We start from the raw sequence: 19137 nt of genomic DNA, 5'->3' as shown, positions 1-19137 counted from the left end.
CTCCAGGGGAGGGTGACAGCGTCTGTTGCACCGTTCGTCTCACCGCGAAAACCACGCTGTCATCTTCTGCTCACCGGAAGGCGAGAAGCGCACGATCCGCGATTTCGGTTCAAGCACCGCCCAGCGGCGCGCCACGACATGGTCGAGGACGGCCGCGCCCAAAGTGCCGCCGAGATGGCTTCTTCGCTCGCTCCAGTCGAGGCACGGACGGCAGAGCGCGCGACGGCTGCCGTCCAGCGCTTCCACGTCGATGCCGGCGCATTCGAAGAAATCGCGGCCCTCGCGTGTCAGCCGCAACTCGTCGCCGCGCCGGGTGAGCAACCGGCGCGCTACAAGCTGGTCGAACATCTTCACCGCGAGATCGCCGGCGAGATGGTCATAACAGGTGCGGGCGCGGCGCAATTCCGGATCGCGTGGCCCGGTGCGCACGCGCACATGGCCGGCGCGGGTGGCAACCGGCATCAGCGCCTCCAGCGCCATGGCGACGTCCGGGTCGGCCAGGCGGAAATAGCGGTGGCGGCCCTGCCGCTCGACCGCAACGAGGCTTGCCTTCAGCAGCCGGTCGAGATGGCCGCTGACGGTGGACGGGCTCAAACCCGCCTCCTGGGCGAGCTCGGTGGCGGTCAACGCGGGACCGGCGAGCAGCGCCATCAGCATGTTGGCGCAGGCCGGGTTGCCGATCAGCGCCGCAACAATGGAGATGTCGGGGCCTTCTTTCATAGTTCGAGGATTCCCAAAGTGTGTACGGTTGTCAATGTGCCATTGTCATGCGCGACGGAGACGGAACACGATGTCAGCACAAAGTGGCCTAGCGCAGGACCAGGGAATGGCGACAGCGGCGCCTTCGGCGATCGATGAAACTTCGTGGCGCTATCCCGGCTGGCGCGTGGTGGTGGCCTGCTTTCTCGCCGCAGTGTGCTGCTGGGGCTTCGGACTTTACGGCCACGGTGTTTACCTCACCGAACTCAACCGGCTGCACGGCTGGCCGACCTCGCTGATTTCGGCCGGCGTCACCGGCTTCTATTTCCTGACCGCGACGGTGGTGGTGTTCATCAGCGACGCGGTGGCACGACTCGGGCCCAAGCGCGTGATGCTGATCGGCGCGTGCTCGTTCGGCTGCGGTGTCGCGTTGCTCGGCATCATCGACGCGCTGTGGCAGTTCTATGCGGCCTATGTGCTGATGGCGATCGGCGCGGCCACGATGCATGTCGGCGCGATCAGCAACGTGGTCGGACTCTGGTTCGACAAGAAACGCGGGCTCGCCATCAGCCTGGCGCTGAACGGCGCAAGCTCCGGCGGCATCCTGGTGACGCCGGCGCTGGTGCTCGCGATCGCCCATTTCGGCTTCTCGCACACCATCCTCGGCGCGACCGCGATCATGGCCGTGATCCTCATTCCGGCCATTGCGTTCTGGATCGACCGGCCTGCCGCACACGGCGCAAGCGCCGCAGCATCGGCCGCGCCGCAATGGACCCGCGGCGCGGCACTCCGCAGCCGCCACTTCTGGAACGTGGCCGCGACCTTTGCGATGGCGCTGACCGCGCAAGTCGGCTTCCTGGTGCATCAGATCGCGATCCTGCAGCCGACCATCGGCCGGCCGCAGGCCGGCCTGTCGGTCGGCGTCCTGACCGTTTCTGCAATCAGCGGGCGGCTCGCGCTCGGCGCGTTCGCCGACCGGCTCGACATCCGCCGCTTCGCGGCATTGTCGCTCGCGAGCCAGGCCGCGGCGCTGTTCGCGATCATGTGGTTTTCGAACACGACCGCACTGCTGGTCGCCTGCGCGCTGTTTGGCTTGTCGGCCGGCAACGTCATCACGCTGCCGTCGCTCGTGATCCAGCGCGAGTTCGAGGCGGCCTCGTTCGGCATGCTGGTCGGGCTGTCCTGGGCGATCACCCAGTTCACCTACGCGTTCGGCCCTGGCGTGATGGGCGCCTTGCGCGATCTGACCGGCGGCTACGGCGCCCCGATTGCGATGTGCATTGCGCTCGATATCGCGGCCGTCGTGCTGATTTCGCTGCGGCGCTCGCCGCAGCGAGCGTGAAGCCTTCAGGTGGCCTTGGCGGCGTGGGGATTGAACGGTGACATCGACCGGCGATACGGGTGATGGGACGCGGCGATGAGATCGGAGCTTTGGCGATGAGCGGCAGCGTTTGGCAAGGTCTCATGGAGGCGAGCGTCGATTCGATGCTCGCCGCCTACCAGGCACGCGAGACCGATGTCCGATCGGTCGTTCGCGCGTATCTCGATCGCATCGAAGCCTACGACCGGCGTGGGCCGGCCCTTTGGAGCCTGATTGCCGTCAATCCCGACGTGATGAAAGAAGCCGAAGCGCTCGATCGGGCCTTCGCAGCATCGGGAAAGCTGAGCGGACCGCTTCATGGCGTGCCGGCTCTCATCAAGGACAACGTGGATGTCGCGGGTCTTCCAACGACCGGAGGCTCGCGCGCTCTCGCGGGCTGGCTGCCGCCCAGGGACGCAACGCTGGTGACAAAGCTTCGCGCCGCTGGCGCGATCATCCTCGCCAAGACAACGATGTCGGAATTCGCCCGAGGCGGCATCGACAACATCAATTCCGTCCTGCCGGGTTTCGCGCGAAATCCCTACAACACGGCGCATGCGACGGGCGGATCGTCCGGTGGCACCGGAGCAGCCCTTGCGGCCAATTTCGGGACGATCGGCATTGGCTCCGACACCTGGGGCTCGATCCGCAATCCTTCGTCGAACAATGCCATCGTCGGTCTGCGCCCGAGCCGCGCCCTGGTCTCGCGGCACGGCATGATGGGACTCTACGATGCGCGGGACACGGTCGGCCCGATGGCGCGGACCGTGGCCGATCTCGTTGCGTTGCTCGACGTCATCGCGGGCGTCGATCCCGAGGACCCGGCGACCGCGGGTGCGGCCGGGAAAATTCCGCCGACCTTCAAGACTTGCCTGAAGGCGAACGGCGCAAACCGCAAACGCATCGGCGTGCTGCGTCAGGCGTTTCCCCCCGGCGGCTCCGATCCGGCAGTGACGGCGCTGCTCGATCGGGCGGTGGCCGACCTGCGGTCGCTCGGCGCCGAAATCGTCGATCCTCTGGTCGTTCCGGAGTTCGACGACCATCCCGCACGGCCTCATCCTCAAAGCGAGGTGCGTGCCACGCTCGAAAAATATCTGGCGAAGACCGGACCCGGGTACCCCAAGACCGTGGCCGACGTGATGGCGTCGCAGAAATTCCATCCGCTGCACGAGGCCGGTTTGATCGCAGCCTCAACCGCTCCGAACCCGAACGAAGACCCTGCCGTCAAGAAACTCGAGGCGGACGAAATCCGGATGCGCGAGGCCTATGAGCGCGCGATGACGGGAGCGGGCGTCGATTTCCTGGTCATGCCGTGCGCAAGCTTTCCGCCGAAGCTCAACGGCGATCGCAACACGACGCCAGCCGGGAGCACGACCTGGATCGCTTCAGGCCTGCATTGGCCAGCCATCATTGTTCCCATGGGCTACAGCCACGACGACCTGCCTTCAGGATTGCAAGTCGTGGGCCGGCCGTGGAGCGACGCGGCGTTGATCGAGATCGCCTACAGCTACGAGCAGGCCACGCATCATCGGCATCCGCCGGGAACGGTGCCGCCGCTGAACTGATCCGACGACGAGATGCGTTCCGAGAACCTTGGCGAGCCTCAGCAGGCGCCGACCGACTTCAGATAGTTGTAGGCCTGGATGATCTCGCGAAGCTTGTCCTCGGTGGCTTTGTCGCCGCCGTTGACGTCGGGATGGTGCCGCTTCACCAGAATCTTGAAGCGCGCCTTGATCTCGACCTTGCCGGCGCCCTCTTCCAGCCCAAGCTCGTGCAGCGCCTTGCGCTCGGCGTTGCGCACCGCGCGCTGCTGTGGCGGCTCGGTCCGCGTCCTTGTGTCCGAGCCACGGGCGCCAAACTCGCGGAACATGTTGAACGGATCATGCGGCGCGTGCGGGCCGAAATCGTTGCCGCCAGGCTGCGGGTTGCCGGTGCCCATCTTCCAGGTCGGGCGATGCCCGGTCACCGCGTCCTTCTGGTACTTCAGCACGGCGTCTTCGCTCATGCCGGAGAAATAATTGTAGGAGGAATTGTACTCGCGCACGTGATCGAGGCAGAAACGCCAGTACTCGTTCTCGCGCGTGCGGCCCTTCGGGGCGCGATGCGTCGCGGTGTTGCCGCAGCCCTGCCACTGACAGCACGGCTCTTCGGGCTTGCGCGTCCGATCCTCGGTCGGCTTGACGCGGATGCGGTCAAACAAGGGTGAATCGAATTTCATGACCGAACATTATGCGAAGGCGCGGCGTTCACCTTCAAGTCTTGACAGAAGATTTTTCCAAGAGACGTGCTGAAAGGCGGATCAGCCGGCGCATCGAATGACATGTCGCGCGCCTTTGGTTGACCGGAACCCGGTAGTCGCTTACGCAAACGGCCATGCAGGTCAAAGCCCGGATCGCAGAAAAGCTCAGCGCCGCTTTCGCGCCGCAGAGTCTCAATGTCGAGGATGAATCGCACCGCCACGAAGGTCATTCGGGGCATCGGCCGGGCGGTGAAAGTCATTTCAGGGTTCATATCGTATCGGAAGCCTTCCGTGGGAAGAGCCGGATCGAACGTCATCGCATGGTCAACCAGATTCTTTCCGCCGAATTGGCCGGTGGCGTCCATGCGCTCGCGATCCATGCCAGCGCGCCGGGCGAACCCACCGCATCCTGATCCAAAGCCATGACAACCGTGCGGCGGAACTGAAAAGCCGCCGTTAACGGTCTATTGATCGGGAAAAACCAGCCTTCCGGCTCGAAACCGTCAGCCGGCGCGCGCGAGCGCCAACGGCTTCCTCACCAGCGGCATGATGCGCAGCGCGGTGATGCGGTTGCGCTGCTTGCGCAGCACGCTGAAGCGGAAGCCGTGGAAGGTGAAGCTCTGGCCCACGTCGGGGATCGAGCGCGCCTCGTGGATCACCAGACCCGCAATGGTGGTGGCCTCGGCGTCGGGCAGATTCCACTCCATCGCGCGGTTGAGATCGCGGATCGGCACCGCGCCGTCGACATTGACCGAGCCGTCAGGCTGCGGCCGCAAGCCCGGCACCGGAATGTCGTGCTCGTCGGAGATATCGCCGACGATTTCCTCGAGGATATCCTCGAGCGTGACCAGGCCTTCGACCTCGCCGTATTCGTCGACCACCAGCGCGAAGTGAGTCTTCCTGCGGCGGAACGCCTTGAGCTGCTCCGAGAGCGGCCGGATGTCCGGCACGAACCACGGCGGCAGTGCGATCGCCATGATGTCGATCTGGCTGACGTCGCCTTCAGCACTTTGGATCGCCCGCAGGAGATCCTTCGCGTGCAGGATGCCGATGATGTTCTCGGGCGTGTTGCGCCACAGCGGAATGCGCGTGTATTCCGATTTCAGCGCTTCCGCGACAATTTCCTCGGACGGTTGGCCGGCGTCGATCGTCGCCATTTCGGTGCGGTGGACCATGACATCGGCGACCGTGAGCTCGTTCAAATCAAGCAGGCCGCCCATCATGTCGCGGTCGTGCTTCTCGACGCCGCCCTCGCGATGCAGCAGGTCGACGGTGCCGCGGATTTCCTCGTGTGGTGCGAGCATCGACTGATCCTCGCCGACACGAATACCGAACGGTCGCAGGATCAACTTCACCAGCCGCTCGATCGCGGCCAGCAGCGGGCCCAGGATCTTGACCACAAAGGCCACCGGCCGCGCCACGACGAGAGCGATGCGCTCTGGCGCGCTGATCGCCGCAGTTTTCGGCAGCACCTCGGCGAACACGATCACCACGATGCTCATCACCACGGTAGCATAGAGCACACCGACGTCGCCGAAGATCGCGAGCAGCACGCTGGTGGTCAGCGCCGAAGCGCCGATATTGGCGACGTTATTGCCGAGCAGCAGCGCACCGATCATGCGTTCGCGGCTCTCCAGGAGCCGCAGCACGATCCCGGCGCGCTTGTTGCCCTGGTTCTGCATCCGCGTCAGGCGCGCGCGCGACGCCGCCGTCAGCGACGTTTCGCCGGCCGAGAAGAAGGCCGACAGCAGCAGGCTGCCCAGCACGATCAGAAGCGATATCCAGTTGTCGCCGCTCATGGCGTCGCTTGCCTTGCACCAAGATTTTTGGCGTCGAGTTTTTCGGCCAGGAACGCACGGACCTCGGCGGCCTCGACCTCACGCGTCACGAAAGCCTGGCCGATGCCGCGCACCAGAATGAAGGTGAGCTGGCCGCGCTTGACCTTTTTGTCCTGAGAAATGAGGTCCATCATGAAATCGATGCCGGGCCAGTTGAGGCCGGGCACCGCTCTCACATGGGTCGGCAGCCCCACCGCCGCAAGATGCGCAATGGCGCGGTCGGCCTCGGCTTGCGGGATGAGCCCGCGCCGCGCCGAAAATTCAAACGCCAGCGACATGCCGAGGCCGACGGCCTCGCCATGCAGCAGGCGGTCGGAAAAGCCAGCCGCGGCCTCGAAGGCATGCCCGAACGTGTGGCCGAGATTGAGCAGCATGCGGTCGCCGGTCTCGCGCTCGTCGCGCGCCACGATCGCGGCCTTGGCGCGGCAGCTCACCGCGATAGCATGCTCACGCGCGGGCCCGCCCGCAAACACATCGCGCCAATTGACGTCGAGCCATTCGAAGAAATCCGCGTCGCCGAGCAAGCCGTATTTCACCGTCTCGGCATAGCCGGCGCGGAACTCGCGCTCCGGCAGCGTGTCGAGCACCGCGGTGTCGGCGACCACCAGGATCGGCTGATAGAACGCGCCGATCAAATTCTTGCCGTGACGCGAGTTGATCGCAGTCTTGCCGCCCACGGAGGAATCCACCTGCGCCAGCAGCGAGGTCGGCACCTGCACGTAGTCGACGCCGCGGCGAACCACGGACGCCGCGAAACCGCCGAGATCGCCGACCACGCCGCCGCCGAGCGCCACGACGAGATCGTCACGCTCGACCTTGGCAGCGATGAGTGCGTCACACACCTGCTCGAAATACTTGAAACTCTTGCTGCCCTCGCCGGCCGGCACTTTGACCGACGACGAGGCGATGCCGGCGGCCGCGAGCGACGCTTCGGTCGCCGCAAGATGATGCTTCGCGACCGTGGCATCGGTGATGATCGCGACCTTGCAGCCGGGCCGGAGCTTGGCGATACGCTCGCCGAGCGTCGCCAGCAGCCCGCGCCCGATCGCAATGTCGTAAGCGCGGTCGCCGAGCGCGACATTGACGGTGATGGGTTCGCCGGAGCGAAGCGGCACGGTCATGGTTGTGTTTCTTCCGGAGCCGGATGCGATGGCAGATAGGCGCGCAAGCTCTCGATCACTTCTTCGACGATCGCCTCGTGCGGCACGTCACGCGACTCCACCGTGAGGTCGGCTTCCGCATAGACCGGATAGCGCTCGTCCATCAGCCGCTTCAGGGTGTCGATCGGATCGGCGCCTTTGAGCAGCGGCCGGTCGTTGCGCCGCTTGACGCGCCGGCTCAGGACTTCGAGCGTCGCGCGCAGCCAGACCGAGACGCCCTTGGCGCGGATCGCCGCGCGCGTCTCCGCATTCATGAATGCGCCGCCGCCGGTCGCCAGCACCTGCGGCCCGTTGTCCAGAATGCGCGCGATCACCCGGGTCTCTCCGGCACGGAAGTACGGTTCCCCGTGCTTGGCGAAGATTTCCGGGATCGCCATGTCGGCGGCCTTCTCGATCTCGGTGTCGGCATCGACGAACGGCATGCCGAGCCGGGTCGCAAGCCGCCGTCCGACCGACGACTTGCCCGCACCCATGATGCCGACCAAAACGATGGACCGCCGCCCCAAAGCAGGGCCCAGCGAGGCCACCGGCTGCGGCGTCGCGTCGTCTTGGGCACTTTGGGGCGTCTGGTGCGCCGCGATGTCCGACATGATATACTTGTATCGAAATCCTCCCGTGGCATAAACCGTGACCTGACAAAGGTAAACGCCGCCGATTCGGCGGCTGTCGAGCTCAAAAATGCCGAGCCTGTTTCGATTTCTTGTTGTGGTCGGGCTTCTGGGCGGTGCCGCCTATGCGGGCGTCGCGGCGCTCGGCAACTATGTCCAGCCGCAGCCGCGCGAGATCACCGTGAACATCTCGCCCGACAAGTTCGTGAAGAACAGATAGGAGCGCGGCCCCTCGGATGGCCCGCCCCAAAACGTCCAGCAACGAGACCCTGATCGAGCTGTTCCTCGATATGCTCGCGGCTGAGCGCGGCGCGAGCGTCAACACGCTCGACGCGTATCGCCGCGACCTTACGGACTTCTCGGCTGAGCTGACCGCAAAGAAAGACAGCATCGCGGGCGCGGACAGCGACGCGCTGCGGGCTTATCTGGCACGGCTCGCGCAACGAAAGCTTGCCCCCGCCTCGGTCGCGCGGCGGCTGTCGGCCATGCGGCAGCTCTATCGGTTTCTCTACAGCGAGGGCCACCGCGGCGACGACCCGGCGGCGGTGCTGGAGGGGCCAAGGCGCGGGCGCAGCCTGCCCAAGGTCTTGAGTGTGAAACAGGTCGACGAGCTTTTGGCGCAGGCGCGCAACGCCATGCAGACCGAATCGAAGTCGGAGCGGCTTCGCGCGGCGCGGATGATGTGTCTTCTTGAAGTGCTCTACGCCACCGGGCTCCGCGTCTCGGAACTCGTGGCACTGCCGGACAGCGCGGCGCGGCGCGACCAGCGCATGCTGGTGGTCCGCGGCAAGGGCGGCCGCGAGCGGCTCGTGCCGCTCAACGACGCGGCACGGCAAACCATGAAGGACTACCTGGCGCTCCGCGAGGAAGCCAATGCCGCCCAATCCAAATGGCTGTTCCCGTCGTTCGGCGAGAGCGGCCATCTGAGCCGCCAGCACTTCGCTCGCGAACTGAAAGAGCTTGCCGGCGCCGCCGGACTCGAGCCCTCGCAGGTCAGCCCCCACGTGCTGCGCCACGCCTTTGCCAGTCATCTGTTGCAGAACGGTGCCGACCTGCGCGTGGTGCAGACGCTGCTCGGCCACGCCGACATTTCCACGACACAAATCTATACGCACGTCCTCGAGGACCGGTTGAAAAGCCTGGTGCGCGACCTGCACCCGCTTTCGGAGACGTAAGAGCTATCCAACAATCGCCTCCGCTATCAGTTGCGCCATCAGATCGGAGTCTGCCGCGTGACTGACCTGTGACGCCTCGATCCAACGGGTTTGGTCGAGTCGAGCGAGATCAATCGGATGGCCGGCCCGCGCGGCCAAAAGCTTCAAATATTGAAGCTGGGTCCGGCCGTTTCCTTCGCGGAACGGGTGAATGTAATTCACTCACCGATGATAACCGCCGCCTGACGCGCGAAGTCCGGACGGGATAGGCCGGCAAGAAACCGCGACTTCATGAGGCGCCGGTGAACATCGGACATGCCGGTGGGGATATATTGCCGAAACTGAAATTGCTGGACGCCTTTGCTGATTTCGACTTTTCGAATTTCACCCGCCCAGTCGTAGATATCTTGGAACAAGTGGCGGTGAATGGCTTGGAGATGAGCCAAGTCGAATTCGCCAGGCGGAACGCCCATTTTGCTGCGCGCAACGGCCAAGCGCCGCTCGACCTGATCCAGCCGTAGCGGATCGGTGATATGGAGGCGATTTCTGAGCGTCCGGGTGCCGGGATAGACGTAAGGATCGCCAGCGTCACTCACTTGGTAGCGGCGGCCTTGGCTTGTTCGAGAATGTAGGCAATGCAACGCTCGTGCGTCCAACCCTCGCGCTCAAACATCTCGAACATCGCGACGTCTTCGGCATCGAGCGGATTGCCCTCGATGGCTTGCAGATTCATGGCTTCAAGCCGACGCTGACGCGCCTCCGCAATCTCAGCCTTGTTCAGCCGTTTCGGCTTGTCGAGCATGTGGCAATTCTATCCGATTGGCCTTAACAAGTCACAGGGTTCCGCAGCAGCCGCAGCTTGACTTGAAACCCATTGCGAGGCCAGTTGCGGCCGCAACAACGGTGGTTCCAGAGGCCCGATATCCTTCAAATGCGCAGTTATCTCGATTTCGAAAAACCGGTGGCCGAGCTCGAGGCCAAGGTCGAGGAATTGCGCACGATGCAATCCGCCGGCAACGGCGCGGCCGATATCGCCGAGGACATCGGCCGGCTCGAGACCAAGGCCGCACAGGCGTTGCGCGACCTCTATGCCGAGCTGACGCCCTGGCAGAAGACCCAGGTCGCGCGCCATCCCCAGCGGCCGCATTGCCTGGATTACATCTCGACGCTGATCACCGAGTTCGTGCCGTTCGCGGGCGACCGGAAGTTCAGCGAGGACTACGCGGTCGTGGGCGGCTTCGGCCGCTTCCGCGGCGAGAGCATCTGCGTGATCGGCCACGAAAAAGGCTCGACCACCGAGAGCCGGCTCAAGCACAATTTCGGCATGGCGCGGCCGGAAGGCTATCGCAAGGCGGTGCGGCTGATGGAGATGGCCGACCGTTTCGGCATCCCGGTGCTGGCGCTGGTTGACACCGCCGGCGCCTATCCGGGCATCGATGCCGAGGAGCGCGGCCAGGCCGAAGCGATCGCGCGCTCGACCGAAGCGTGCCTGAACCTCACCGTGCCCAACATCGCAGTCATCCTCGGCGAAGGCGGCTCGGGAGGCGCTGTGGCGTTGGCCACCGCGAACCGCGTGCTGATGCTCGAACACGCGATCTACAGCGTGATCTCGCCGGAGGGCGCGGCGTCGATTCTCTGGCGCGACACCACCAAGGCTCAGGACGCCGCCACCAATATGAAGATCACTGCCGCCGATCTCAGCCATTTCGGGATCATCGACGGCATCATCACCGAGCCGGTCGGTGGCGCCCATCGCGATCCGGCCGCCGCCATGGCCGCGGCCGGTGAGGCCATCGCCAATGCCCTGACGGAGCTTCGCGCCCTCGACCGCGATGCCGTGCGCCGGCAGCGCCGCGACAAGTTCCTCGCCATCGGCCGCAGCCTCGAATAGGTGCCGGCTTACCGAGCCGACGGCCAAGTTCGTCCCCAGCACGGCCAATTGTGGCAGACGGCCTCTGGACACCGACTGAGCCATTGAATCACCTCAGATTCTCAGGCCCTCCGGTCATAATTTTACCCTTCGTTCACTGTAGATGTGCTCAATCGCCAGCTGGGTTTTTGGCTGCGCCCTTGCAGAGTCACCCCCTTGGGGCTAACGATTTTGCGGGTCGGTGCGGGGACAACTGCCACGGTCGCCGATTGGGGGAGTTTGCGTTTGATCCGAAGCCCACTGGTTCGCACGCTCCTGGCTTCGGCCGCGCTCGTCGCGGCTGTTGGGCTGTCCGGCTGCAACACCGACAGCGTCCTGCCGATGAGCGAGAAGGCGGCCCGTCCGCTGCCCCCGAAGCTCGTGGCCGATATCGAAGCCAAGAACATGGACAAGGAAGCGCCGATCCTTGTCCGCCTCTACAAGGAAGAATCCGAGCTCGAAGTCTGGAAGCAGGATCGCACCGGACACTTCGCGCTGCTCAAGACCTATCCGATCTGCCGCTGGTCCGGTGAGCTTGGCCCGAAGACGCGTGAAGGCGACCGCCAGGCGCCCGAGGGCTTCTACACCATCACGCCCGGCCAGATGAATCCGAACTCGGCCTATTACCTGTCGTTCGATCTCGGCTATCCGAACGCCTATGACCGGTCCTGGGGCCGCACCGGCGCGCAGCTCATGGTGCACGGCGACTGCTCGTCGCGCGGCTGCTACTCGATGACCGACGAGCAGATCTCGGAAATCTACGCGCTCGGCCGCGACGCCTTCTTCGGCGGCCAGAAGTCGTTCCAGGTCCAGGCCTATCCGTTCCACATGACGGCGGAGAACCTCGCCAAGCATCGCAACAGTCCGCATCTGGCGTTCTGGAAGATGCTGAAGCAGGGCAGCGACCACTTCGAGGTCACCCGCGCCGAGCCCCGCGTCAATGTCTGCGAGAAGCGCTATGTGTTCAACGCGCAAGCGCCGGGAGATCCGTCGCGGCCGCTGACCTTCAGCGCATCCGGCAAGTGCCCGGCGTATGAAGTCGATCAGGAAATCGCGAGCCTCGTGCAGGACAAGGAGCGCAAGGACGACGTCACGTTCGCCGAACTTGCCCGCCGCAACGTCGCGACCGCGCCGATCAAGACCAACGCCGACGGCGGCATGAACAAGGTGTTCGTCGCCGCAGTGAAGCGCAATCAGCTTGGCGTCGGACCGTCGGATGCCTTCATGTCATCGGCGCCTCCCGGAACCATTCCGGTGACCGTGCGACCGCCGCGCATCCAGGAATTGGCCGACGCTCCGGCTTCACAGGGCGTTGCATCACCGACCGGCGAGGTCTCGCCGCCACAGATGGCGATCGCCGACACCGGCCCGACCGAGTCGAAAAGCGCAAGCACGAACAAGCCCTTTGGCTTCTTCTCGAACCTGTTCGGATCGAAGTCGGCCGAGGCCAAGCCCGCCGAGACAAAGACCGCGGACGGCAAGGCCGAGAAGAAGGGTACGATTGCCCGGCTGGTCGGCGGCCTGCGCAAGGACACCAAGCCCGCCGAAACCAACAAAGACACGGCCAAAGATACCGCGAAGCCGGTGCAGGCTGTTTCGAACGGCGCGATCCGGCCACGGCCGGAGCCCGCATCCGTCAAGACTGCTGAAGCGCAAGCCTCGGCGCCGGCGCCTGCCGCGCAGTCGCCCTGGCCCGCCGTTCCGCCGCGTCAGCCTGCTGCAGCCCCGGCTGCACCCGCCAACGGCAACGGCGCGATTTCAGGCGGTGCGCCGGTGGTCCCGACCGGCAACTTCGACAGTCGCTGGTCAGGCTCCCGCTGATCTGAAGCCGTATCCCCAAAGCAAAAGCGCGGCCCAGGAGGCCGCGCTTTTTTTGTTCCAGGCAGAGGCTTGCGCGTTACGCGTAACGGCCGTGGCAGTGCTTGTACTTCTTGCCTGAGCCGCAGGGGCAAACCTCGTTGCGCCCAACCTTGCCCCAGGTCGACGGATCGTTGGCATTGCGCTCGGCGGCCGGCTTCGGCGTGATGCCGGCACGCGCCAGCGTCTCCGCGCCTGCAGCCGCGAGCGCAAGCTCGTCCTCTCCGGTCGACGGATCCACGTGTGACACCTGCATCGGCGGCAGCTCCGGAACCGCGTCCGGCTGCTGCTGCACGATCTCGACGCGCATCAGCTGCGCGGTCACCCCTTCGCGCAGGCTCTGGCTCATGTTTTCGAACAGGCTGAAGGCTTCCGCCTTGTACTCGTTCAGCGGATCGCGCTGGCCGTAACCGCGGAGCCCGATGACCTGGCGCAGATGCTCGAGCATCACCAGATGCTCGCGCCACAGATGGTCGAGCGTCTGCAACAGGATGGACTTCTCGACATAGCGCAGCACGTCCGGTCCCCACTGCGCGACCTTGGCGGCCATGTGCTCGTCAGCCCGGCGCTCGATGCGCGAGAGGAGCTCCTCGTCGGCAATGCCCTCTTCCTTGGCCCATTGATCGACCGGGAGGTCGAGGCCAAGAACGCGGGTAAGCTCTTCCTTGAGACCCGCCACATCCCACTGCTCCGGATAGGCGTTCTCCGGCACGTGCTTTGAAACCAGGTCTTCGACCACGGCGTGGCGCATGTCGGCGACGACCTCGGCGGTCACCGCGTCCGACATCCATTCGACGCGCTGGTCGAAGATGACCTTGCGCTGGTCGTTCATCACGTTGTCGTACTTGAGGATGTTCTTGCGGATGTCGAAGTTGCGCGCCTCGACCTTCTGCTGCGCGGTTTCCAGCGCCTTGTTGATCCAGGGATGGATGATCGCCTCACCATCCTTGAGACCAAGCTTGGTCAGCATACCGCCGAGCTTGTCGGAGCCGAAGATGCGCATCAGGTCGTCTTCCAACGACAGGAAGAACTTGGAGCGGCCCGGATCGCCCTGACGGCCGGAACGGCCGCGCAACTGGTTGTCGATGCGGCGGCTTTCGTGGCGTTCGGTGCCGAGCACGAACAAGCCCCCGGCGGCGAGCGCCTTCTCCTTCAGCCGCGTCACCTGTTCCTTAATCTCGGCCGCCGCTTGATCGCGCTGGCTGCCCTCCGGCAGGTCTTTCAACTCCTGGGCAATCCGCATGTCGGCGTTGCCGCCGAGCTGAATATCGGTGCCGCGGCCCGCCATGTTGGTCGCGATGGTGATCGCGCCCGGCACGCCGGCCTGGGACACGATATAGGCCTCCTGCTCGTGATAGCGGGCGTTGAGGATCGCGAAGACCTTCTTCTTCGAGGCGCCCTCGTCGCCACCGTAAAGCGCCGCGAAGGCATTGGGATCGGCGAAGTCATGCTGCTCCCAGCCCTGCTGGCGCATCAGCTCGGCGAGCTGCTCGGACTTCTCGATCGAAGTCGTGCCGACCAGCACCGGCTGGCCCTTGGTCTTGCACTCTTCGATCAGCGTGATGATGGCGTGGTGTTTCTCCTGCGCCGTGCGGTAGACCTCGTCGTCCTGGTCGTCGCGGATCATCGGCCGGTTGGTCGGCACTTCGACGACGTCGAGGTTGTAGATATCCATGAACTCGTCGGCCTCGGTCAGCGCCGTGCCGGTCATGCCGCCGAGTTTTTGATACATCCGGAAGTAATTCTGGAAGGTGATCGAGGCGAGCGTCTGGTTCTCCGGCTGGATCGGCTGGTGCTCCTTGGCCTCCAGCGCCTGATGCAGCCCTTCCGAATAACGCCGGCCCGGCATCATGCGGCCGGTGAACTCGTCGATGATGACGACCTCGCCGTTCCGCACGATGTAGTCCTTGTCGCGCTGGAACAGCTTGTGGGCGCGCAGCGCCTGATTGACGTGGTGCACGGTCGAGACGTTCTCGACGTCGTAGAGCGAGTCGCCCTTGAGCAGGCCGGCATCGCGCAAGGCGCGCTCCATCTTCTCCATGCCGGCTTCGGTCAGCGCCACGGTGCGCTGCTTCTCGTCGACCTCGTAGTCGACCTTGTCGCCCTTATCGAGCTTGGGGATGTAGGCGTCGATCGTGTTGTAGAAATCCGAACGGTCGTCGAGCGGACCGGAAATGATCAGCGGCGTGCGCGCCTCGTCGATCAGGATCGAGTCGACCTCGTCGACGATGGCGAAGACGTGGCCGCGCTGGACCATGTCCTCCATCCGGTACTTCATGTTGTCGCGCAGATAATCGAAGCCGAGCTCGTTGTTCGTGCCGTAGGTGACGTCGCAGTCGTAAGCCTGCTTGCGCTGCTCGTCGTCGAGGCCGTGCACGATGACGCCGGTCTTCAGGCCCAGGAAGCCGTAGATGCGGCCCATCCATTCGGAGTCGCGCTTGGCGAGATAGTCGTTCACGGTGACGACATGGACGCCGCGGCCGGTGAGTGCGTTGAGGTAGACGGCCAATGTCGCGACCAGCGTCTTGCCCTCGCCGGTCTTCATTTCGGAAATGCGGCCCTCGTGCAGGATCATGCCGCCGATCAGCTGAACGTCGAAGTGCCGCTGGCCGATCGCGCGCTTGGCAGCCTCGCGGACCGTGGCGAAAGCCGGCACCAGGATGTCGTCGAGGGAGGTGCCGTCGGCGATCTGCTTCTTGAACGCGTCGGTGCGTGCGCGAAGCTGCTCGTCGGTGAGCTTCACCAGCTCCGGTTCCAACGCGTTGATCTCGTCGACCCGCGGCTGAAATTTGCGGACGCGGCGGTCATTGGACGAGCCGAATAGTTTACGGGCGACTGCGCCGAGCATTGCGGGTCAAATCCTTGCCTTGGGCAAGCCGCAGATGCGGCCATCCTTGGGGGAAATGCGGCACTTCTCGGGCAATTGCAACGGGATAGCGAGCATCGAGCAGGGCCGCGGGCATTCGAGACATAGGAGGGGGTATTATTCTTGTCAATTAGTGCGCCACGAGGCGCAAAATGTTCAATTCGCAGGCATTTGGAGCCGCCCCGCGGCCTTGTGACAAGTCCCTCGCACTGTTGTCATTGCCAAGGGTTACCGATTGCGCGACAAGTCGCCGCCCCTCCGGCGGACATACCACTCAAAGGATTGCCAAAGGACCATCATGCGTAACCTGACCGAACGCCGTTTGCCCACCTTTCCGGCACTGCCCGCGCTCCGTGCCAGCACGCTGGGACTGCTTGCCGCCGCCCTCATTGCAGTGCCGGCCATGGCGCAGGCCCCAGCCAGCAAGCCGGCTTCGGCTCAGCCCGACAAGGTGATTGCCAAGGTCCAGGGTGTCGAGATCCGCGAGAGCGACCTCGCGATGGCCGAGGAGGACATGGGGCAGCAGGTCGAAAAGCTTCAGGGCGACGCCAAGCGCGATGCGCTGGTGGGCTATCTGGCCGATGTCATCATCATGTCAAAGGCGGCCGACGCCAAGAAGATCACCGAGCAGAAGGATTTCAAGACCCGCGTCGCCTTCATCCGCAACAAGCTCGCGATGGAGATGCTGCTGATCGAGGAAGGCAAGGCGGCGACCACCGACGCCGCGATGAAGAAGGTCTATGACGAAGCCGTGGCGAAGGGCGGCACCGAACAGGAGGTTCGCGCCCGCCATATCCTCGTTCCGACCGAGGACGAGGCCAAGGCCGTGCTCGCCGAGATCAAGAAGGGCACCGACTTTGCCGAACTTGCCAAGCAGAAGTCGAAGGACCCGGGCGCAGCCGCCGAGGGCGGCGATCTCGGCTATTTCAGCAAGGACCAGATGGTGCCGGAATTCGCCGAGGTGGCCTTCAAGCTCAACAAGGGCGAGGTGTCCGATCCGGTGAAGACCCAGTTCGGCTGGCACATCATCAAGGTCGAGGATAAGCGCAACAAGCCGGTGCCGACCTTCGACCAGGTCAAGGATCAGATCGAGACCTACGTGGCTCGCAAGGCCCAGGCCGAATACATCGCCAAGCAGCGCGAGGCCAACAAGGTCGAACGGCTCGATAAGTAGTGATCGGTCCCATCAAAGAATATCGTGATCGCCGGGCACGCCATGGGCTTGTCCCGGCGATTTCGTTTGGGTAGGCACGCTTGAGCGTTTTTCGCTTGTACTGGAGCATCAGCCGTCATGGCCGGGCTTGTCCCGGCCATCTCGCTTAGGGACGCACTGTGCTCACCTAAGCGAGATGCCCGGCACAAGGCCGGGCATGACAGCAGAGGCGGTGCAGGGTCTGCCAAAACGTTGGCCGAGTTCATTTCTTTTTCATAATGGTGCGCTGATGGCTGTCGCGGTTTCCCCCCTCGCTCCCAAGTCCGTGCCAGAGATGCCGGTCATCAAGGGCGTCCGGCTCGGCACCGCCGCGGCCGGCATCAAGTACAAGGACCGCACCGACGTGATGCTGGCGGTGCTCGACCCCGGCACCACGGTGGCTGGCGTCTTCACCACCTCGAAGTGCCCGTCAGCACCGGTGGAGTGGTGCAGGGACAAGCTCAAGGGCGCCAAGCCCCGCGCGCTGGTGGTCAATTCCGGCAACGCCAATGCATTCACCGGCAAGAACGGCCGCACCGCCTGCAAGTTCACGGCCGAGATCGCGGCTCGCGCCATCGGCTGCAAGCCGGCCGATATTTTCCTCGCCTCGACCGGCGTGATCGGCGAGCCGCTCAACGCCCAGGCCTTCGACGGCGTCATGGAAGGCCTGGTCGCCGCCGCCAAGCCCGGTGCCTGGCTCGAAGCCGCCAAGGCGATCATGACCACCGACACCTTCCCGAAGGTCGCCACTGCCACCGCCAAACTCGGCAAGGCCACGGTGACGATCAACGGCTTTGCCAAGGGCGCCGGCATGATCGCGCCCGACATGGCGACCATGCTGTCCTACGTGTTCACCGATGCGCCGATCTCGCAGCGCGCGTTGCAGGCCCTACTCAGCGATGGCGTCGCTTCAAGCTTCAACGCCGTGACGATCGACGGCGACACGTCCACGTCGGACACCCTGATGGCGTTTGCGACCGGAGCCGCCGCCGAAGACGGCGCGCCCACCATTGCCCGCGCCGATGACCCGAAGCTGAAAGCCTTCCGCAAGGCGTTCAATGCCGTTCTGGCGAATCTTGCAGAGCAGGTGGCGCGCGACGGCGAAGGCGCGCGCAAGCTCGTCGAGGTCACGGTGGAGGGCGCGGTGTCCGATGCGTCGGCGCGGCGGATCGCCAAGTCGATCTCGAACTCGCCGCTGGTGAAAACCGCGATCGCCGGCGAGGACGCCAACTGGGGCCGCGTCGTGATGGCGGTCGGCAAGGCCGGCGAGCCCGCCGATCGCGACAAGCTGTCGATCTGGTTCAACGGCATCCGCGTCGCTCATAAAGGTGCGCGCGACCCGGGCTATGACGAAGCGGAAGTGTCGAAAGCGATGAAGGACGAGGTCATCGCGCTGAAGGTCGCGCTCGGGATGGGCCGCGGCAAGGATCGCATGCTGACCTGCGACCTCACCAAGGAATATGTCGCGATCAACGGCGACTATCGGTCGTAATCGGCTAAACTCTTCGGTGCCGGATTAGCCCCGGGTTAACCGGCGCGGTGGGCCTGTTTGAATTACGCCCCCCGGTTGAGTTCCCTTTAACTGACACTGTCTACAGTCGAGGCTGGGCTCGTGACCATCAAACTCGTTCTGGTTGTTGCGTGCGCCCTGATCGATACCGACGGACGCGTGTTGCTCGCCGAACGCCCCGCCGGAAAGTCCATGGCGGGGCTATGGGAATTTCCCGGCGGCAAGATCGAGGCCGGCGAACGGCCCGAGGAAACGCTGATCCGGGAGTTGAAGGAGGAGCTCGGTATCGTCGTCAAAGAGCCGTGCCTGGCGCCGCTCACCTTCGCGAGCCACGCCTATCCGGACTTCCATCTTCTGATGCCGCTGTTCGTATGCCGGCGCTGGGAGGGAAACGTCACGGCTCAGGAGGGACAAAGGCTGGCCTGGGTGCGGCCCAACAGGCTTCGCGAATACAAAATGCCGCCGGCGGACGAACCGCTGATCGCCCACCTGACGACGCTGCTGTGACCCAAGTGAGTGAGGAGTGAGGGCGGCGATGACAGTCGAGACACTCTGCGATCGCGCACGGCACAGCCTGACGCGCTTTCGAGCCGATGAAAACGGCACCACTGCCATCGAATACGCGATCGTCGCAGCAGGCGTCGCCGTCGCCGTTGTCGGCGTGGTGAACGGCGTCGGATCGACGCTCAAAAGCACATTCTACGACAAGATCGCCTTGCTGTTTCCGTAGCGCAGGCCGCGGACG

At 64.5% G+C, this 19137-nt stretch carries 19 protein-coding genes; 11 read left to right on the top strand and 8 right to left on the bottom strand.

The features are described from left to right. Nucleotides 1-39: 39 nt before the first annotated feature. Nucleotides 40-720, bottom strand: a complete 681-nt coding sequence (locus tag RHPLAN_RS03990; RefSeq protein ID WP_068014050.1) for an ArsR/SmtB family transcription factor — start codon at nucleotides 718-720, stop codon at nucleotides 40-42. 106 nt (nucleotides 721-826) lie between these two features. On the opposite strand from RHPLAN_RS03990, the gene RHPLAN_RS03985 reads away from it, so the two are divergent. After that, nucleotides 827-2041: an MFS transporter gene (locus RHPLAN_RS03985; RefSeq protein WP_068014048.1), complete on the top strand. Its 1215-nt coding sequence runs from the start codon at nucleotides 827-829 to the stop codon at nucleotides 2039-2041. A 95-nt stretch (nucleotides 2042-2136) separates the two neighbouring features. Further along, nucleotides 2137-3624 (top strand): amidase, encoded by a 1488-nt coding sequence (locus RHPLAN_RS03980; RefSeq protein WP_198164698.1) that lies wholly within the window; start codon nucleotides 2137-2139, stop codon nucleotides 3622-3624. A 38-nt stretch (nucleotides 3625-3662) separates the two neighbouring features. Here RHPLAN_RS03980 and RHPLAN_RS03975 read toward each other — a convergent pair whose 3' ends face one another. Next, the gene (locus RHPLAN_RS03975; protein ID WP_068014046.1) at nucleotides 3663-4277 is read right to left on the bottom strand and encodes a J domain-containing protein; all 615 of its coding nucleotides are present in this window, start codon (nucleotides 4275-4277) and stop codon (nucleotides 3663-3665) included. Between the two features lie 155 nt (nucleotides 4278-4432). Here RHPLAN_RS03975 and RHPLAN_RS38170 point away from each other — a divergent pair, with 155 nt between their 5' ends. Next, nucleotides 4433-4711, top strand: a complete 279-nt coding sequence (locus RHPLAN_RS38170) for a BolA family protein (RefSeq protein WP_084244261.1) — start codon at nucleotides 4433-4435, stop codon at nucleotides 4709-4711. 90 nt (nucleotides 4712-4801) lie between these two features. On the opposite strand, the gene RHPLAN_RS03965 is transcribed toward RHPLAN_RS38170, so the two are convergent. From RHPLAN_RS03965 to RHPLAN_RS03955, 3 genes are read right to left on the bottom strand one after another with little or no spacing between them, the layout of a single operon-like run. Beyond that, nucleotides 4802-6097 carry an HlyC/CorC family transporter gene (locus RHPLAN_RS03965; protein WP_068014042.1) on the bottom strand — a complete coding sequence of 432 codons (1296 nt, stop codon included), beginning with the start codon at nucleotides 6095-6097 and terminating at the stop codon, nucleotides 4802-4804. Further along, nucleotides 6094-7257, bottom strand: coding sequence for a 3-dehydroquinate synthase (gene aroB, locus RHPLAN_RS03960; protein ID WP_068014041.1), 1164 nt, complete (start codon nucleotides 7255-7257; stop codon nucleotides 6094-6096). Before aroB ends, RHPLAN_RS03965 begins: the two co-directional genes overlap by 4 nt. Then, on the bottom strand, nucleotides 7254-7886 hold the full coding sequence (locus tag RHPLAN_RS03955) for a shikimate kinase (RefSeq protein WP_068014040.1): 633 nt from the start codon (nucleotides 7884-7886) through the stop codon (nucleotides 7254-7256). Before RHPLAN_RS03955 ends, aroB begins: the two co-directional genes overlap by 4 nt. An 88-nt stretch (nucleotides 7887-7974) precedes the next feature. Between RHPLAN_RS03955 and RHPLAN_RS03950 the strand changes: the two genes are divergently transcribed. Together RHPLAN_RS03950 and xerD are read left to right on the top strand one after the other, a co-directional pair. After that, nucleotides 7975-8124, top strand: coding sequence for a histidine kinase (locus tag RHPLAN_RS03950; protein WP_068014038.1), 150 nt, complete (start codon nucleotides 7975-7977; stop codon nucleotides 8122-8124). A gap of 16 nt (nucleotides 8125-8140) precedes the next feature. Continuing rightward, on the top strand, nucleotides 8141-9079 hold the full coding sequence (xerD, locus tag RHPLAN_RS03945; RefSeq protein ID WP_157100046.1) for a site-specific tyrosine recombinase XerD: 939 nt from the start codon (nucleotides 8141-8143) through the stop codon (nucleotides 9077-9079). 197 nt (nucleotides 9080-9276) lie between these two features. On the opposite strand, the gene RHPLAN_RS38165 is transcribed toward xerD, so the two are convergent. Further along, the gene (locus RHPLAN_RS38165; protein ID WP_198164697.1) at nucleotides 9277-9654 is read right to left on the bottom strand and encodes a Fic/DOC family protein; all 378 of its coding nucleotides are present in this window, start codon (nucleotides 9652-9654) and stop codon (nucleotides 9277-9279) included. Further along, nucleotides 9651-9860, bottom strand: coding sequence for a hypothetical protein (locus RHPLAN_RS03930; RefSeq protein ID WP_068014031.1), 210 nt, complete (start codon nucleotides 9858-9860; stop codon nucleotides 9651-9653). The genes RHPLAN_RS38165 and RHPLAN_RS03930 overlap by 4 nt, the downstream gene beginning before the upstream one ends. A 129-nt stretch (nucleotides 9861-9989) precedes the next feature. Between RHPLAN_RS03930 and RHPLAN_RS03925 the strand changes: the two genes are divergently transcribed. Both RHPLAN_RS03925 and RHPLAN_RS03920 read left to right on the top strand, forming a co-directional pair. Then, entirely contained in the window at nucleotides 9990-10949 is a 960-nt protein-coding gene (locus RHPLAN_RS03925) for an acetyl-CoA carboxylase carboxyltransferase subunit alpha (protein ID WP_068014029.1), read from the top strand. 264 nt (nucleotides 10950-11213) lie between these two features. Next, complete coding sequence (locus tag RHPLAN_RS03920) at nucleotides 11214-12788, top strand: L,D-transpeptidase family protein (protein ID WP_068014027.1); 1575 nt, start codon at nucleotides 11214-11216, stop codon at nucleotides 12786-12788. Between the two features lie 76 nt (nucleotides 12789-12864). Here the strand turns inward: RHPLAN_RS03920 and secA are convergent, their stop codons facing one another. Next, nucleotides 12865-15672 carry a preprotein translocase subunit SecA gene (secA, locus tag RHPLAN_RS03915; RefSeq protein ID WP_068014024.1) on the bottom strand — a complete coding sequence of 936 codons (2808 nt, stop codon included), beginning with the start codon at nucleotides 15670-15672 and terminating at the stop codon, nucleotides 12865-12867. A 316-nt stretch (nucleotides 15673-15988) separates the two neighbouring features. On the opposite strand from secA, the gene RHPLAN_RS03910 reads away from it, so the two are divergent. The 4 genes from RHPLAN_RS03910 (at nucleotide 15989) to RHPLAN_RS03895 (ending at nucleotide 19122) form a co-directional block, all read left to right on the top strand. Then, on the top strand, nucleotides 15989-16864 hold the full coding sequence (locus RHPLAN_RS03910; protein WP_503653555.1) for a peptidylprolyl isomerase: 876 nt from the start codon (nucleotides 15989-15991) through the stop codon (nucleotides 16862-16864). Nucleotides 16865-17132: 268 nt separating this feature from the next. Beyond that, nucleotides 17133-18374 (top strand): bifunctional glutamate N-acetyltransferase/amino-acid acetyltransferase ArgJ, encoded by a 1242-nt coding sequence (gene argJ, locus RHPLAN_RS03905; protein WP_068014023.1) that lies wholly within the window; start codon nucleotides 17133-17135, stop codon nucleotides 18372-18374. Between the two features lie 126 nt (nucleotides 18375-18500). Then, nucleotides 18501-18899: an 8-oxo-dGTP diphosphatase MutT gene (gene mutT, locus RHPLAN_RS03900; protein ID WP_068030539.1), complete on the top strand. Its 399-nt coding sequence runs from the start codon at nucleotides 18501-18503 to the stop codon at nucleotides 18897-18899. 28 nt (nucleotides 18900-18927) lie between these two features. Continuing rightward, the gene (locus tag RHPLAN_RS03895) at nucleotides 18928-19122 is read left to right on the top strand and encodes a Flp family type IVb pilin (protein WP_068014022.1); all 195 of its coding nucleotides are present in this window, start codon (nucleotides 18928-18930) and stop codon (nucleotides 19120-19122) included. Nucleotides 19123-19137: the final 15 nt, after the last annotated feature.

Origin of the sequence: Rhodoplanes sp. Z2-YC6860 (genome assembly GCF_001579845.1) — a bacterium.
In the GTDB taxonomy this organism is placed as follows: Bacteria; Pseudomonadota; Alphaproteobacteria; order Rhizobiales; family Xanthobacteraceae; genus Z2-YC6860.
The sequence above is the reverse complement of the archived record's forward strand: the minus strand, read 5'-3'. Positions and strand labels throughout refer to the sequence as shown.

Coding starts and splice junctions, on each gene's coding strand:
- RHPLAN_RS03985 (WP_068014048.1), top strand. CDS start 827: ATGGCGACAGCGGCGCCTTCGGCGATCGATGAAACTTCGTGGCGCTAT.
- argJ (WP_068014023.1), top strand. CDS start 17,133: ATGGCTGTCGCGGTTTCCCCCCTCGCTCCCAAGTCCGTGCCAGAGATG.
- RHPLAN_RS03925 (WP_068014029.1), top strand. CDS start 9,990: ATGCGCAGTTATCTCGATTTCGAAAAACCGGTGGCCGAGCTCGAGGCC.
- RHPLAN_RS38170 (WP_084244261.1), top strand. CDS start 4,433: ATGCAGGTCAAAGCCCGGATCGCAGAAAAGCTCAGCGCCGCTTTCGCG.
- RHPLAN_RS03975 (WP_068014046.1), bottom strand. CDS start 4,277: ATGAAATTCGATTCACCCTTGTTTGACCGCATCCGCGTCAAGCCGACC.
- aroB (WP_068014041.1), bottom strand. CDS start 7,257: ATGACCGTGCCGCTTCGCTCCGGCGAACCCATCACCGTCAATGTCGCG.
- RHPLAN_RS03930 (WP_068014031.1), bottom strand. CDS start 9,860: ATGCTCGACAAGCCGAAACGGCTGAACAAGGCTGAGATTGCGGAGGCG.
- secA (WP_068014024.1), bottom strand. CDS start 15,672: ATGCTCGGCGCAGTCGCCCGTAAACTATTCGGCTCGTCCAATGACCGC.
- RHPLAN_RS03895 (WP_068014022.1), top strand. CDS start 18,928: ATGACAGTCGAGACACTCTGCGATCGCGCACGGCACAGCCTGACGCGC.
- RHPLAN_RS03955 (WP_068014040.1), bottom strand. CDS start 7,886: ATGTCGGACATCGCGGCGCACCAGACGCCCCAAAGTGCCCAAGACGAC.
- xerD (WP_157100046.1), top strand. CDS start 8,141: ATGGCCCGCCCCAAAACGTCCAGCAACGAGACCCTGATCGAGCTGTTC.
- RHPLAN_RS03990 (WP_068014050.1), bottom strand. CDS start 720: ATGAAAGAAGGCCCCGACATCTCCATTGTTGCGGCGCTGATCGGCAAC.
- RHPLAN_RS03950 (WP_068014038.1), top strand. CDS start 7,975: ATGCCGAGCCTGTTTCGATTTCTTGTTGTGGTCGGGCTTCTGGGCGGT.
- RHPLAN_RS03910 (WP_503653555.1), top strand. CDS start 15,989: ATGCGTAACCTGACCGAACGCCGTTTGCCCACCTTTCCGGCACTGCCC.
- RHPLAN_RS03980 (WP_198164698.1), top strand. CDS start 2,137: ATGAGCGGCAGCGTTTGGCAAGGTCTCATGGAGGCGAGCGTCGATTCG.
- RHPLAN_RS03965 (WP_068014042.1), bottom strand. CDS start 6,097: ATGAGCGGCGACAACTGGATATCGCTTCTGATCGTGCTGGGCAGCCTG.